Origin of the sequence: Cellulomonas sp. ICMP 17802 (genome assembly GCF_041295535.1) — a bacterium.
In the GTDB taxonomy this organism is placed as follows: Bacteria; Actinomycetota; Actinomycetes; order Actinomycetales; family Cellulomonadaceae; genus Cellulomonas.
This window is the reverse complement of the sequence record NZ_JBGFQZ010000006.1, coordinates 24,780-39,148: the sequence shown is the minus strand read 5'-3', so window position 1 is coordinate 39,148 and position 14,369 is coordinate 24,780. Positions and strand designations below refer to the sequence as shown.

The following is a 14,369-nucleotide window of genomic DNA, read 5'->3' as shown; positions in this document are numbered from 1 at the left end:
CCCGTGGCGCGTGCCGGCGGGTCGACCGCCAAGGACGTCCAGGTCACCCGGCTGGTGGGCCCGCCCGGAGCCGTGGTCGGCGTGGTCGACGTCCCGCCGGACCAGCGCACGTCGATCGTGCTGGTGCCACCGGCGACGCGGAAGCCGGACGCGGTCCTGTCCGCGGTCCGCGTGCTCACGGCGCCGGCAGGCCCGGCACGCACCGAGGTCCGGCTCCTGCTCCCCGACGACGCGCCTCCGGGCGAACGGACCGCGCAGCTGTTGTGGGACGGCGGGGCGATCGACGTCCGCATCGAGGTGCTGGGCTCCCAGGCGGTCGAGGTGCGACCGCTCGTGGTGCCGGTCGTCGCCCCCGCGGGATCGATCACCCCCGTCTCGGTGCACGCCGTGAACCGCGGCAATGTCCCGGTCGAGATCGGCAAGGTCGCGGTCCTGGCCTTCGAGGAGCGCGAGACGCTGGAGCACGCGATCGTCGCGGGCCTGTCGGGCAAGGCCACCGGCCTGGACCGCTGGGCGGTGGTCGCGGACACGGTCGCGGCACGCCAGTCGGAGGCGGCCCGCGTCGTGGTGACGCAGGGCGCCGGGTCGCTCGCCCCGGGCGCCGACGCGTGGGTGGTGGGCGAGGTCCACGTCCCGGCGGGGCTGAGCGTGGCGGAGCACGCGGGCACCTGGGTGGTGGCCGGGGTGCGGGTTCGGATCGAGGTCCAGGTCACGGCGCCACCGCCGGCGCCGCGGACGCGGAGCACGCGAGCGAAGGAGTCGTCGTGAGCACTCAGCAGAGCATGACCGACCAGACGACGGCGGCGCTCGACGCGATGGTCGGGGCCGGCATGTCGTTCGGCCGGTCGGTGCTGGACGCGCTGCGGTCGTCCACGCCGGTGTCGGACGTCGTCGCGGCGGCCGGGAAGATCGACACGGGCGCCCTGCGGCTCCCGCAGGTCTCGCTGGGCACCCAGCCGTGCGGCTGCACGATCCCCGACGCCTGCTTCCTGCCCGAGAAGCTGCCCACGGTCACGGCGCACGGCTGCCCGGGCGCGACGATGACGCTGCGGCTCGTGGTGACCAACGACTGGCCGGCCAGCCGGTACGTCGCGATCCGGGCCACGGGCGGCGGGGCGGCCGCCGTGACGATCGTGCCCGTGCAGCAGCAGATCGGCCCGTACGAGACGGCGACGTTCACGGCGACGGTGAAGCTCCCGGACGAGGGCGCGGAGGCCGTGTCGGTCCTGCTCTGGGTGCGCGGGTGCCGGGACCACGTGGTGCGGTGGGAGGTGTCGTCGTCGGACGGCGGCTGCGCCTGCGTGCACGAGGTCGACGTCCTGGACAAGCCCGACACCCTGCACCACTGGTACGACCACTTCTACACGACGCCGTGCTGCCACCCGCAGCGCGGCAAGGTGCAGGTCCCGGTCGGCACCCGTGGCTGAGCCGGGTCCCGGCGCCGACGACCTCGTCCGGCGCATCGTCGACGCGAACATCACGTACTACAAAGCCTGGGGCGCGCTGGTCACCGACTGGCTGACCGAGGTGAGCGCGATCGCCAAGGCAGCGCCGCGCGTGGTCAACCTGCAGACGCCGACCTTCGGGACCCCGGCCCGCGCGCCGGAGCATCACCACGAGAACGTTCCCGCGCCCGCCGCCGCCATGCTCGTGCTCGAGGGCTCCGCGGGTGCGGTGGCCGCCGGCGCCTTCGAGGTCGAGAACGTGCTCGACAGCCCCGCGACGGGGGTCGTGGTGGTGGACCCGTTCCGCGACCCGTCCGGGCAGCCCGTGGACGTGACGGTCGCCGTCACCCCGTCGGACCTCGAGCTCGGGGCGGGGGAGTCCGTCGTCGTCTCGCTGCGCGCGACCGTGCCCGAGTCGGTCGTGGCGGGGGTCGACCATCGCAGCACCGTGCGGGTCGAGGGCATCCCGGCGGGGACGATCGCCGTCGTGCTGCGGCGCACCGACGGATGAGCGAGGCCGCGAGCGGGCTGCTCGCCGCCTCCATGTGGTCGTGGGCAGCCCTCGTCTCGGAGCCGGTGCGCGCGACCCGGCAGGCGGCCCGGGCGCGCGGGCAGGCGCTGGTGGTCGACGCCGCGCCGCCGACGCCGGGTGGGGGACCGTTGCTCAGCCGGACGCAGCGGGGTCCGCGGCTGCTCGACGCGCCGACCAAGAACGACGGGCTGGTCGAGGAGTTCGACCGGCTGGCCGAGGCGTACGACTTCTACGTCCGACCCTTCTCCGTCCCGCTGTTCTCCGAGGCCCTCGACATGCTCGCGCCCTTGCTCACGCCGGACGCGCGCGTGCTCGACGCCGGCTGCGGACCTGGCCGCGAGCTGCGGGCGGTCGCACGGCGCGTGCCGGACGGTGAGGTCGTCGGCGTCGACCTCGCGGCCGGGATGGTCGTCGGGGCGCACCGTGCCGCCTGGGCCGCCGGTCTCGACAACACGGCCTTCGTGCAGTCCGACGTCGGCGACCTGCCGCGGGACCTCGACGGAGCGTTCGACCTGGTCTACAACTGCCTCGCGCACCACCACTACCCGGACCCGGCAGCGGCCGCGGCGGGCGTGCGGCGATGCCTGCGGCCGGGCGGGCACTACGCGATCATCGACCCCGGCCCGGAGTGGTTCGTGCGGCTGGCGTCGACCCTCTCGCTCGCGGGCGACCCCGGGTGGATCGGGTTCCACACCCCGGACCAGTTCCGGGCGCTGCTGGAGGGTGCCGGCTTCGTCGACGTGCGCTGGTACGACCTGCTACCCGGCTTCGGGCTCGCGCTCGCCCGAGCCCCTGGGTGACGACAGGCGGGTGCCGAACGCGCCGGCGGTCACGGTGGCGTACGAGCGGCGGACGATCTCCTCCAGCACCCCGAGATCCACGTCGTCGAGGGCCTTGAGGTACAGGCAGCCCTTGCCCAGCGTGTGCGGCCCCAGCGACGCGAGCAGGTCCGCGTGCGCGTCGACGCCGTCCGGCAGGTACACCGTCGATGCGGCCTTGCGGGGGGAGAACGCGGCGGCCGCCATGTCACCCTCGCGCCCGGACGGGTAGCGGTAGTGGTAGCTGCCGAAGCCGACGATGGTCGGTCCCCACATCCGCGGCGGCTGGTCCGTCACCCGGCTCATCAGCGCGATCAGGCGCTCCGCGTCCCGCCGCCGGACCGGGTGCTCGACGGCCGCGACGAAGGCGGCGACGTCGGCGTCGGTCGCGCTGGTCGTGGTGGGCCGGTCCATCGGTTCACCGTCCCGCAGGGGAGAGGGCGATCCCGGCCGCGGCGAGCTCGTCCAGCGCGCCGGCGGACGACTGCGGCGCGACGCCCGCGACGAGGTCGGTCAGCACGCGCACCCCGAACCCGGCGTGCAGGGCGTCGAGCGCCGTGGCACGGACGCAGTAGTCGGTGGCCAGGCCGACGACGTCGACGCGGTCGACCCCGGCGTGCCGCAGCGTCGCGGCCAGGTCGTCGGCGTCGGGCGCCGCGCCCCCGAGGATGCGGCCCTGGAAGCCCGAGTAGTCCTGCCGGGACTCGCCCTTGACCACCTCGACCAGCCGGTCGCCCGGCAGCCGGAGGTCGGGGTGGTACTCGGCGCCGGGGGTGTGCGCGACGCAGTGCACCGGCCACGTGCGGACGTAGTCGGGCTGCTCCCCGGGCGCCGCGAAGTGCCCGTCGTTGGTGTCCGGCAGGGGCGCGTGCCAGTCCCGCGTGGCGACGACCACGGGGTAGGCGTCGAGGTGCGCGGCGACGTACGCGGTGATCTCCGCGGCGACCGCAGCCCCGCCGTCGACGGCGAGCGAGCCGCCCTCGCAGAAGTCGTTCTGCACGTCCACGACGATCAGCGCGGTGCTCATGGATGGCTCCGATCCCTCGGTCCCGAGCCTAGTCGGGCTCAGTCGTCGGCCAGGGCCTGCGCGAGCCCGTGCCGGCCGATCTCCGCGAGGGTCGGGTGCTCGACGGGGTGCATCTGCAGCACGACGGCCATGTGCAGCGCCCACGCCTGCGCGCGGCGCCACGTGGCGTCGTCGTACGCCAGCCGGTCCCGGAAGGCCGCGCGGCCCTCGGCGTCGAACGTCAGCCACGCCGTCGACAGGTCGGACGCGGGGTCGCCCGAGGTCACGTCGCCGAAGTCGATGACCGCCCGCAGCCGTCCGTCGTGCACCAGCAGGTTGGCCGGGTGCGGGTCGCCGTGCAGCCAGAGGTCGGGCCCGACCCACCCGGGCGCGGCGGCCAGCTCGCGCCAGCGGGCGAGGACGCGGTCGCCGTCCGGGAGGGCGAGGGCGTCGAGGCGCTCGCGGAGCGCGGGCTCGCGCGGCGCCAGGGGGACGCCGCGGACCGGGTTGGCCGGGGCGTCGTCGGGGGCCGGGCGGTGCAGGGCGACGAACACGTCGGCCAGGTCCGCGGCCCACGCGGTGCGGCCGGGCACCGAGGTGTGGTGGGCGGCGACGGCGTCGAACCACGGGACGACGCTCCACGTCCACGGGTAGGTGGCCGACGGCCGGCCGACCCGCACGGGGACCGGTACGTCGACCGGCAGCCGCGGCGCCAGGACCGGCAGCCACCGCTGCTCGTGGCTGACCAGCGGCGCGGCGACGGCCCGCACGGGGAAGCGGGCGGCCAGGTGCTCGCCCACCCGCCACAGCGCGTTGTCCCAGCCGGTACCGGCCCAGGTCAGCGGCAGGTCGGCCAGGTCGGGGTGCTGCTCGGCCAGGAGGGTGCGGGCGAGGAGCTCGGTGACCTCGACCTCGGGGACGGGATGGACCACGTCAGCGGACCGAGACGGTGCGGCGGACGTCGTACGGCACGGCCCAGCCCAGCGCGTCGAACATCCGGGCGAGCACGATCCCCGTGAAGCCCCAGATCACGGTGCCGTCGACGGTGAAGGCGGGCGTCCGCACCGTGCGGCCCCAGCGCGAGTGCTCGACGCTGGCCCGGTGGGCAGGGTCGAGCAGGTCCGCGACGGGGACCCGGAACACGTCGACCGTCTCGGCGTGGTCGACCGCGGCGACCTCCGACGGGTGCGTCCACCAGGCCGGCACGGGCGTGACCAGGTGGTTGCTCACCGGCACGGGCAGGGCCGGCAGGGTACCGAGCACCTCGACCCCGGACGCGTCCAGCCCGACCTCCTCGACCGCCTCCCGCAGGGCCGCCTCGCGCGGGCCGGCGTCGACCGGCTCGAGCCGTCCGCCGGGGAACGCGATCTGCCCGGCGTGGTGCCCGAGGGTGCCCGAGCGGCGCTGGAGCAGCACGTCGAGGTCACGCGCGACCGCGGGCTCGCCCGTGCGGGCGGGCTGCGCGTCCAGCACGCCGAAGAGCACGAGCACCGCCGCGGGCCGGGCCGCCGACGGGTCGTCCAGCACGCGCGCCGGGTCCACGCGCCAGTCGAGGCCGCGCGCGCAGAGGTCGAGCAGCTCGGCGCGCGCCCCACCGACCTCCGACGTCCGGTCGGTCATCCGCGCGCCCGCACGAGCTCGCCGAAGCCGGCGAACAGCTTCTCCGCCGCCGGCACGAGGCCGGGCAGGTGCCGGGCGCCGGCGGCCCGGATCTCCTCGACCTCGTCCGGCGAGAGCTCGCCGACCATGTCCGGCGTCGCGAGCCAGAGGTCGAGCATCCCCGCGTCGAGCTCGGGGTGGAACTGCAGGCCCAGCGCGCAGCCCGCGCGGAACGCCTGGACCGGCGTGGCGTCCGTGGAGGCCAGCAGCGTCGCACCCGGCGGCAGGTCGACGGCGTCGGAGTGCCAGTGCAGCACCGTCGGGCGGGTGCCGAGCGCCCCGAGCAGGGGGTCCTCCGCGTCGATGTCGACCGGCGCGAACCCGATCTCGGTGGCCGCGCGCAGGTGCAGCCCGGCCCCGAGCGCGAGCGCCAGCAGCTGCATGCCGAGACACACGCCGAGCACGGGCACGTCGGCGTCGACCGCGGCCGCGAGCAGGGCCCGCTCGGCCGCGAGCCCCGGGTGGCCGGGCACGTCGTCGGCGTCCATCGGCCCGCCCATGACGACGACGCCGGACACCTCGTCGAGCCCGGGCAGCCGGGCGTCCTCGAGGTCGAGCACGGTGCGCACGCGGATCGGGGCGTCGAGCCCGCGCGCGATCAGGCCGGGACCCTCGTGCGGGGCGTGCGTGATCACCAGGACGGGGCGCATGCCCGTCACCACCCGTCGGGCAGCGGACGCCCCTCCTCGTAGCCCGCGGCCGACTGGATGCCGACGACCGCGCGCTCGTGCAGCTCGTCGATGGTCGTGGCGCCGACGTAGGTCGCGGCCGAGCGGACGCCCGCGGTGATGGTGTCGATGAGGTCCTCGACGCCGGGGCGGCGCGGGTCCAGGAACATCCGCGAGGACGAGATGCCCTCCTCGTACAGCCCCTTGCGCGCGCGGTCGAACGCCGACCCGCCGCGGGTCCGGGCGGCCACGGCCCGGGCCGACGCCATGCCGAAGCTCTCCTTGTACAGCCGGCCGTTGCCGTCCTCGTGCAGGTCGCCCGGCGACTCGTGCGTGCCGGCGAACCACGAGCCGACCATCACCTGCGAGGCGCCGGCGGCCAGGGCGAGCGCGACGTCGCGCGGGTGGCGGACGCCGCCATCGGCCCAGACGTGCTTGCCGAGCGCGCGGGCCGCGGCGGCGCACTCCAGCACCGCCGAGAACTGCGGACGGCCGACCGCGGTCATCATGCGCGTGGTGCACATGGCGCCGGGTCCGACGCCGACCTTGACGATGTCCGCGCCGGCGGCGATGAGGTCCCGCGTGCCCTCGGCGGTGACCACGTTGCCCGCGACCACGGGGACCTGCGGGTCGAGCGAGCGGACCGCGCCGAGCGCGTCGAGCATCTTGCGCTGGTGCCCGTGCGCGGTGTCGACCACGAGCACGTCGACGCCGGCCTCGAGCAGCTCGAGGGCCTTCTGCTTGACGTCCCCGTTGATGCCGACCGCGGCGGCCACCCGCAGGCGCCCGCCCGCGTCGACGGCCGGCTGGTAGACGGACGAGCGCAGCGCCCCCACCTGCGTGAGCACGCCGACCAGCTCGCCGTCGCGGACCACGGGGGAGAACTTGCGGCGCGAGGCGTGCAGCTGCTCGAACGCGGCCTCCAGGCCGCGCAGGCCGCCCTGCTCGACCACGGCGAGGTCCACGGTGGTGGGCTGCGCGCTCATCACCTCGGACACCTGCGTGAAGCGGTCGACGCCGCCGCAGTCGGCCTCGGTCACGACGCCGACCGGGCGGCCGTCCTGCACCACGACCGCCGCGCCGTGCGCGCGCTTGCCGATGAGGGTCAGGGCGGTGTGCACGGTGTCGTGCGGGCTGACGACGACGGCGCTCTCGATCACGGTGTGCCGCGCCTTGACCGAGGCGATGACCTCGGCGACCACGTCCGTCGGCACGTCCTGCGGGAGGACCGTGATGCCGCCGCGACGGGCGACGGTCTCGGCCATCCGGCGGCCGGCGACGGCCGTCATGTTGGCGACGACGATCGGGACGGTGGTGCCGGTGCCGTCGACGGCCGTGAGGTCGACGTCGAAGCGGGAGGCGACCTCGGAACGCGACGGGACGAGGAAGACGTCGCCGTAGGTGAGGTCGGAGGTGGCCGCGTGGCCGGGCAGGAAGCGCATGGGAGTTCCCCTTTCCGATCCATGATAGTCGGTGCCGTGGGGAACCGGGCAGGCGTCCTACTCCTTCACGGCACCGCTGCTCACGTTCATCAGGCGCCGCTGGAAGACGAAGAACAGCACGGCGACCGGGACGGTCATGATGGCCGCCGCCGCGAGCTTCAGGGGGTACTGGGTGCCCGCGCTGAGCGCCCCGGACGCCAGCTGGGCGACGCCCTTGGTCAGGGTGACCAGGCCGGGGTCCTGCGAGGCGACGATGAAGTGCGAGAGCTCGTTCCACGAGCCCTGGAACGACAGGATGACGATGGTCACCAGCGCGGGAGCCGCCATCGGCAGGACCACCGACCACCAGATGCGGAACGTGCCCGCGCCGTCGATCCGCGCGGCCTCCTCGACGCTCGGCGGGATCGACTCGAAGAAGTTCTTCATGATGAAGACGCCGGCCGCGTCCGCCAGGAGCGGGATGATGAGGCCGCCGAACGTGTTGTAGATGCCCAGCTGCTTGATCACCAGGAACTTCGGGATGAGCAGCACGACGCCCGGCACCGCCATGACGCCGATGACGCCGGCGAACACCAGCCCGCGACCCCGGAACCGGAGCCGGGCCAGCGCGTAGCCGGCGAGCGCGTCGATGAACACCCGCCCGAGCGTGACGGCGAGCGTCACGATGACCGAGTTGCGGAACCACAGCGGGTAGTCGGAGTGCCGGAACAGCCGCTCGTAGGCGGCCGTGGTCCAGGTCTGCGGGACGAGCGAGAGGGCGTTGGTCGCGGCCTCGGCGTCGGTCTTGAAGGACGTGGAGACCTGCACGAGGAACGGGTACACGTACAGCACGGCCAGCAGGCCGAGCAGCACGTAGAAGGCGATGCTGCCGGGCCGGCGCGGACGGCGTCGGGCACGTGCGGGGGTCGGGACGGCGTCGGCGGTCATGCGTCCACCACCTCCCGGGCGGCGCGCGCTCGTCGGCGGCGGGGCACGCCGTCGCGCTCCCGCAGGACCACCCGTTGCAGGGCGGTGAGGACGACGATGATCGCGAACAGGATGAAGGCGATCGCGGCGCCCCGGCCCCAGTCCTGGTTGTTGAACGCCGCGGTGTACGACAGGTATGCCGGGGTCAGCGTGGTCTTCGCCGGGCCGCCCTGGGTGCCCGTGTAGATCTGGTCGAAGACCTGCCAGCACCCGATCAGCCCGAGGGTGACCACCGTGAACACCGTCGGCCGGAGCATCGGCAGCGTCACGTACCAGAACCGCTGCCACCCGCTGGTGCCGTCCATGACCGCCGCCTCCTCGACGTCGCCGGAGATCGCCTGGAGCGCCGCCAGGAAGAGCAGCATGAAGGTGCCGGACGTGGTGAAGATCCCCATGAGGATGTACGCGCTCATGGCGACGCTCGGACCGGCGAGCCACTCCCACCAGGTGATCCCGAGCATGCCGTGGGAGGCGAGGGCCGTCGGCGCGGTGTCGACCCCCACGGCCCCGAGCAGCAGGTGCAGGACGCCCCGGGGGTCGGCGAACCAGTTCGGCCCGTTGATCCCGAGCCACGCCAGGGCGCTGTTGACCGCGCCCGTCGCGGAGAACAGGAACAGCCACAGGACCGTGATGGCCACGGTGCTGGTCACCGAGGGGAAGTAGAACGCGGTGCGGAAGAAGCCCCGGCCGCGCAAGAGCTTGCGGTTGACCATGACGGCGAGGAAGAGCGCGAGGCCGGTCTGCAGGGGGACCACGAGCAGCACGTAGTACGCGTTGTTGCGCAGCGACGTGCCGAAGTCCTTGGTGGCCAGCCCGGTGCCCAGCAGGAGGTCGGTGTAGTTCTGGGCGCCCACGAACCCGACGTCCGCGCCGAACGGGCTGCCGTGCCCGTTCCAGTCGGACACGCTGACCCAGGCCGCCATGAGCACGGGCACCACGAGGAACAGCCCGAGGATCACCAGCATCGGGGTGACGAACAGCCAGCCGGCCGGCCCTTGCCGCAGCGACCCGCCCGGCCGACGACCCGAGGGGTCGCCGGGTCGTCGGCCGGTACGCAGTGCCGCTGCCGCGGTCGCGGTGGTCACGTGTCCTCCTCGTCCGGGAGCGGGTGCCGCGGGAGGTCAGGACGCGTCGTCGAGGGCGGCCTGCAGGCTCGTCTGCACGGAGTCGAGGATGGCCTTCGGGTCACCGGTCGCCAGTCCCTCGAGCTGTGCGTTGAAGTCCGTGATCACGTCTCCCGCGCCCTGCGCGTTGACCACGTTCTGCGCGAAGTCGGCGCTGTCGATGAAGGCGGACATGTCCGGGTAGAGCGCGCGCCAGCCGTCGGCCGCGGACTTCACGGACGGCATGACGCCGAAGGCCTTGGAGAACGCGAGCTGCTGGTCGGTGGCGACGAGGGACTGGACGAGGTCGATGGCCGCCTCCTGGTTGGGGGAGTCCGCCGCGATGCCCCAGCAGTTGGTGAACTGGAGCGTGCCCTGGCCGCCCGGACCGGCGGGCAGCGGGACGACCTTGTACTTCACGTCCGGGTAGTCGTTCTTCATGGCACCCGTGATCCAGTTGCCCTCGATGGTCATGGCGGCCTTGTTGGTGCCGAACGCCTCGCCGCCCCACCCGGTGCCCAGCGTCGACGCGTACGCCCCGCTGCCCGAGGTGAGCAGGTCCTTGACGTAGGTGAGGCCGGCGACGTTCTCGTCGCTGTTCACGGTGGCGGTCGTGCCGTCCTCGCTGACCATCGCCCCGCCGGCCTGCGCGAGGAAGACGCCGATGCGCGCGTACTCGCCGCTGAAGCCGAGCCCCGTCCGGCCGTCGGCGGTGAGCTTGCCGGCCGCGCTGGTCAGCTGGTCCCACGTGGTCGGGATGTCCGCGTCGGTGAGGCCGGCGGCCGCCCAGTCGTCGGTGTTGATGACCAGCGCGAGCGTCGAGAAGTCCTTCGGGGCGCAGTAGAGCTTGCCGTCGTAGGAGAACTGGTCGACGAGCGAGGGGTAGAAGTCGTCCTTGGCCGCGAGCTGGTCGCCGTACGCCAGCAGGGACCCGTTCGCGGCGTAGCCCTGGAACGCGTCGGCGCTGACGTAGAAGACGTCCGCCGGGTCGCCCGAGGCGAAGCCCTGGCTGAGCTCCTGCGCGAGGTCGGACGCGACCGTGACCGTGGCCTTGGTGCCCGAGTCGCTCGCCCAGGCGTCGACCGCGGCATTCACCGCCTCGGTCTCGGCGTCGCCGCTCGACCCGATCAGCACGCGGAGGTCGCCGCCGCCGCTGCTCGTGGCGGACGCGCCCGCGTCACCGCCCTCGTCGAAGCCGCCGCCGCCGCTGCAGGCGGTGAGGGCGAGGAGTCCGGCGGTGCCGGCGGTGAGCGCCGCGAGGGTGCGGCGGCGCAGGGGTGCTGAGCGCATGGTGGTGGCCCTTCGATCGGGTGCGCGCATCGTTGCGACGCACGGTGGGGGTCAGGCAGGTGGAGGAGTGCTGGAGGCGCGGACGACGAGGTGGGGCGTGAGCAGGACGTGCGGGTCGGGGACGGGGCCCGCACCGCCGTCGAGGCGGCGCAGGAGCAGGCCGAGGGCGCGGTCGGCCGCCTCGGCGAGCGGCTGGGCGACGCTGGTGAGGCCGAGCGCCGTGGCCACGGGCGTGTCGTCGAAGCCGACGACGGCGGGCGGGGCGGCCAGGCCGCGGACCGCGGCGAGGGCACCGAGGGCGAGCGAGTCGCTCGCGCACACGAAGGCCGTCGGCTCCGCCTGCTCCAGCAGCAGACGGGCGGCGTGCTCGCCGGAGGCGACGCCGTCGGGGACCGCGGCCTCCAGCGGCGCCAACCCGTCCTCGGCCCAGCCGGCGCGCCGCAGGGCGTCGTGCCATCCGCGGCGACGGTCGGCGCCCACGTCCGACCCGTCGGGCCAGCCGATCAGGGCGATCCGGTGGTGGCCCAGCTGCTGGAGGTGCTCGACGGCGGCGCGCGTGCCGGCGGCCCCGTCGACGTCGACCCACGGGTGGTCGTCGACGGCCGGACCCTGCACCGCGTCCCACGGCCGCCCGAACGTCACGAACGGCACGTCGCGCTCGCCGAGCCACTGGGTCCGGCGGTCGCCGTGGTGCGTGCTGGTGAGCACGAACGCGTCGAGGTCCGCCGTCTCGAGGAGCTCGTCGTACTGCTGGATCTCGCGCTCGTCGTCCGGCGCCGTGAAGAGCATGACGCGGTAGCCGTGCGACTGGGCCCGCTCGGTGAGCGCGTGCAGGAACCGGTCGAGCACCGCGCCGTTGATGCCGTCGCGCACGGGCTCGATGCGCAGCCCGAGCACGTGGGAGCGGCCGGTGCGCAGCTGGCGCGCGGCGGTGCTGGGCCGGTAGCCGAGCTCCTCGATCGCGGCGCGCACGCGCTCGGTGGTGTCGGGGCGGACGAGGTGGGGCGCGTTGAGCACGTTCGAGACGGTCTGGCGGGACACCTGGGCGCGTCGGGCGACGTGCTCCAGCGTGGCGCGGCTGCTCGCCTCCATGGCTGCTCCTTCGCGGCCGATATGAACGATCAAAACTCGAGGACGTCGGGATTGGAACGCTCAAATGTTTGGTCCTAGAGTTGCCAGCACGGCGCGGGCTGTCAACTGCTCGCGGTCGGCACGAGGTCACGGTTCGGTCACGCCCGCGGCGTCGCGGTCGGCGCCGACCGGCCCACGCGCCCCCGACGACGAGGGAGACCGACGATGGACCTCCAGCCGCTGCTCCACGACCTGCTCGCGGCCGTCCTCGCCCCGACGCAGGCGTGGTCCGGCCCCGACGGCCAGATCCGTGCCTCGGGGGCCCAGGGCGTCCACCACGGCGACGTCCGGGTGCTGTCCGCGGCCTGCGTGCGCGTCGGCGGGGTGGAGCCGGAGACCGTGGCCGCCGCGCCGGACGGGCCGGGCCGGGTGCGGGTCGTCGCGCTCACCCGGGCCGTGGACGGGCCCGGGGCCGACCCCACGGCCCGCCTGGACCGCGTGCGCACCGTGCGCCCGGGCGCCGTCGACGAGCGGCTGGTCCTGTCCTGCTCGACGCCGGAACCCCTGCGCGCGCGCGTCGAGCTGCTGGTCCGTGCGGACGCCACGCCGATGGAGCAGGTGAAGGGTGGCCGCCCGGCCGTCGCGGTGGACGTGCACGACGACTCGACCGCGTCCGTCGGACGGCTCGGGTGGCGGTCCGGGGCGGACCTCACCGCCTCGCTGACCGCGCCGGGTGCCGCCGTGGCGCTCGACGGCGACCAGGGCCAGGCGGTGCTGTGGTGGGACGTCGAGATCGCGGCCGGAGCCCCGGTCGTCCTGGAGTGGCGGCTCGAGGTCGCCGACGCGGCCGCCGTGGTGCAGGCGCCGTCCCGCCCGGGTCCGGAGTGGTCGGTCCCGCAGGTCGTGGCCGACGACCGCCGCCTGCCCGCGCTGCTGGGGCAGGCGCTGGACGACCTCGCGACCCTCCGGATGTCCGCCGCGTTCGCGCCCGACGACGTCTTCCTGGCCGCCGGGGCGCCGTGGTTCTTCACGCTGTTCGGCCGCGACTCGCTCTGGGCCGCGCGCATGCTGCTGCCGCTGGGCACCGAGCTCGCCGCGGGCACCCTGCGCACGCTCGCGGCGCGGCAGGGCCGGACCTCGGACCCTGCCAGCGCACAGGAGCCGGGCAAGATCCTGCACGAGGTCCGCCGCACCGAGCTGCTCATGCCCGAGCACGGTCTCGCCCTGCCGCCGCTGTACTACGGCACGGTCGACGCGACGCCGCTGTGGGTGTGCCTCCTGCACGACGCCTGGCGGTGGGGCATGCCGGTCGACGAGGTGGAGGCGCTGCTGCCCGCGGTCGAGCGCGCCCTGGCGTGGATGGTCGAGCACGGCGACGCGGACGACGACGGGTTCCTCGAGTACGTCGACGGGACCGGGCGCGGGCTGGCCAACCAGGGCTGGAAGGACTCCGGCGACTCGGTGCAGTGGCGGGACGGGCGGCTGGCGACGGGTCCGATCGCGCTCGTCGAGGTGCAGGGGTACGCGTACGAGGCGGCGATGTCCGGCGCCGCCGTCCTCGAGGCCTTCGGGCGGCCCGGGACCGACCGCTGGCGCGCGTGGGCGGCGCGCCTGGCCGACAGGTTCCGGGCCTCCTTCTGGGTGGACTCCCCGGACGGGGCCTATCCCGGCATCGCGCTGGACGCGGACAAGGCCGTGGTGGACACCGTGACCAGCAACATCGGGCACGTGCTGGGCACCGGCCTGCTCACCCCCGCCGAGGAGCGGCTGGTGGCCGCCCGGCTGGGTCGGCCCGACATGGACGCGGGGCGCGGGCTGCGCACCATGTCGTCGGAGTCGGCCGGCTACTGGCCGCTGCGGTACCACGGGGGTGCGGTGTGGCCGCACGACACCGCCGTGGTGGTCGCGGGGCTGGCCCGGGGCGGTCACGCGCGCGAGGCAGCCTCCCTGGTCGACGGGCTGCTCGCGGCGGGCGACGACTTCGACTTCCGCCTGCCGGAGCTCTGGTCGGGCGACGCCCGTGGCGACGTCCCCCGCACCGTGCCGTACCCGGCGGCGTGCCGACCGCAGGCCTGGTCCGCGGCGTCGGCGGTCACGGTCCTCGTCGCGGCGCTCGGGCTCGACCCGGACGTGCCCGGCGGCACGCTCGGCGTCCGGCCGACCGCGCCCAGCCCGGTCGGTGCCCTGGACGTCCGGGGGCTGCGCCTGGCCGGCGTGCCGCTCGACGTGCGGCTGGGGGCCGACGGGGTGGCACTGGTGCGCACCGACGCGCCCGTGACGGTGCTCGGAGCGGCCCGCACGGCGTCGTGAGGCGTCCGGGACACCGGGCCTGACCTGCGGCGTCGTGCCGACGGCGGCGGGGCGTCCTA

15 protein-coding genes are annotated in these 14,369 nt (G+C 74.8%); 5 read left to right on the top strand and 10 right to left on the bottom strand.

Going from position 1 to position 14,369, the window contains the following annotated elements; all coding sequences use genetic code 11:
* The first annotated feature begins 3 nt into the window (after nt 1-3).
* From AB5970_RS07860 to AB5970_RS07845, 4 genes are read left to right on the top strand one after another with little or no spacing between them, the layout of a single operon-like run.
* Complete coding sequence (locus tag AB5970_RS07860; protein ID WP_370503373.1) at nt 4-768, top strand: hypothetical protein; 765 nt, start codon at nt 4-6, stop codon at nt 766-768.
* Nucleotides 765-1,427, top strand: a complete 663-nt coding sequence (locus AB5970_RS07855; protein WP_370503372.1) for a hypothetical protein — start codon at nt 765-767, stop codon at nt 1,425-1,427. Before AB5970_RS07860 ends, AB5970_RS07855 begins: the two co-directional genes overlap by 4 nt.
* The gene (locus AB5970_RS07850) at nt 1,420-1,956 is read left to right on the top strand and encodes a hypothetical protein (RefSeq protein WP_370503371.1); all 537 of its coding nucleotides are present in this window, start codon (nt 1,420-1,422) and stop codon (nt 1,954-1,956) included. The genes AB5970_RS07855 and AB5970_RS07850 overlap by 8 nt, the downstream gene beginning before the upstream one ends.
* Nucleotides 1,953-2,777 (top strand): class I SAM-dependent methyltransferase, encoded by an 825-nt coding sequence (locus AB5970_RS07845; protein ID WP_370503370.1) that lies wholly within the window; start codon nt 1,953-1,955, stop codon nt 2,775-2,777. The genes AB5970_RS07850 and AB5970_RS07845 overlap by 4 nt, the downstream gene beginning before the upstream one ends.
* Here AB5970_RS07845 and AB5970_RS07840 read toward each other — a convergent pair.
* The 10 genes from AB5970_RS07840 to AB5970_RS07795 are packed head-to-tail and all read right to left on the bottom strand — an operon-like array spanning nt 2,736 to nt 12,021.
* Nucleotides 2,736-3,209, bottom strand: coding sequence for a DUF1801 domain-containing protein (locus AB5970_RS07840; protein ID WP_370503369.1), 474 nt, complete (start codon nt 3,207-3,209; stop codon nt 2,736-2,738). The two genes, AB5970_RS07845 and AB5970_RS07840, sit on opposite strands and share 42 nt — an antisense overlap.
* A 4-nt stretch (nt 3,210-3,213) precedes the next feature.
* Complete coding sequence (locus AB5970_RS07835; RefSeq protein ID WP_370503368.1) at nt 3,214-3,822, bottom strand: isochorismatase family protein; 609 nt, start codon at nt 3,820-3,822, stop codon at nt 3,214-3,216.
* A 38-nt stretch (nt 3,823-3,860) separates the two neighbouring features.
* The gene (locus AB5970_RS07830; RefSeq protein WP_370503367.1) at nt 3,861-4,733 is read right to left on the bottom strand and encodes an aminoglycoside phosphotransferase family protein; all 873 of its coding nucleotides are present in this window, start codon (nt 4,731-4,733) and stop codon (nt 3,861-3,863) included.
* A gap of 1 nt (nt 4,734) precedes the next feature.
* On the bottom strand, nt 4,735-5,421 hold the full coding sequence (locus tag AB5970_RS07825) for an NUDIX hydrolase (protein WP_370503366.1): 687 nt from the start codon (nt 5,419-5,421) through the stop codon (nt 4,735-4,737).
* Complete coding sequence (locus tag AB5970_RS07820) at nt 5,418-6,110, bottom strand: type 1 glutamine amidotransferase (RefSeq protein ID WP_370503365.1); 693 nt, start codon at nt 6,108-6,110, stop codon at nt 5,418-5,420. Before AB5970_RS07820 ends, AB5970_RS07825 begins: the two co-directional genes overlap by 4 nt.
* A 5-nt stretch (nt 6,111-6,115) precedes the next feature.
* Nucleotides 6,116-7,570: a GuaB1 family IMP dehydrogenase-related protein gene (locus AB5970_RS07815; RefSeq protein WP_370503364.1), complete on the bottom strand. Its 1,455-nt coding sequence runs from the start codon at nt 7,568-7,570 to the stop codon at nt 6,116-6,118.
* A gap of 57 nt (nt 7,571-7,627) precedes the next feature.
* Complete coding sequence (locus tag AB5970_RS07810; protein WP_370503363.1) at nt 7,628-8,497, bottom strand: carbohydrate ABC transporter permease; 870 nt, start codon at nt 8,495-8,497, stop codon at nt 7,628-7,630.
* Complete coding sequence (locus AB5970_RS07805) at nt 8,494-9,621, bottom strand: carbohydrate ABC transporter permease (protein ID WP_370503362.1); 1,128 nt, start codon at nt 9,619-9,621, stop codon at nt 8,494-8,496. Before AB5970_RS07805 ends, AB5970_RS07810 begins: the two co-directional genes overlap by 4 nt.
* Before the next feature lie 36 nt (nt 9,622-9,657).
* Entirely contained in the window at nt 9,658-10,929 is a 1,272-nt protein-coding gene (locus AB5970_RS07800) for a sugar ABC transporter substrate-binding protein (protein ID WP_370503361.1), read from the bottom strand.
* 51 nt (nt 10,930-10,980) lie between these two features.
* Nucleotides 10,981-12,021, bottom strand: a complete 1,041-nt coding sequence (locus tag AB5970_RS07795) for a LacI family DNA-binding transcriptional regulator (protein WP_370503360.1) — start codon at nt 12,019-12,021, stop codon at nt 10,981-10,983.
* A 204-nt stretch (nt 12,022-12,225) separates the two neighbouring features.
* Between AB5970_RS07795 and AB5970_RS07790 the strand changes: the two genes are divergently transcribed.
* A complete protein-coding gene (locus AB5970_RS07790) occupies nt 12,226-14,310 on the top strand; it encodes a glycogen debranching N-terminal domain-containing protein (RefSeq protein ID WP_370503359.1) in 2,085 nt (694 codons plus the stop codon).
* Nucleotides 14,311-14,369 lie beyond the last annotated feature (59 nt).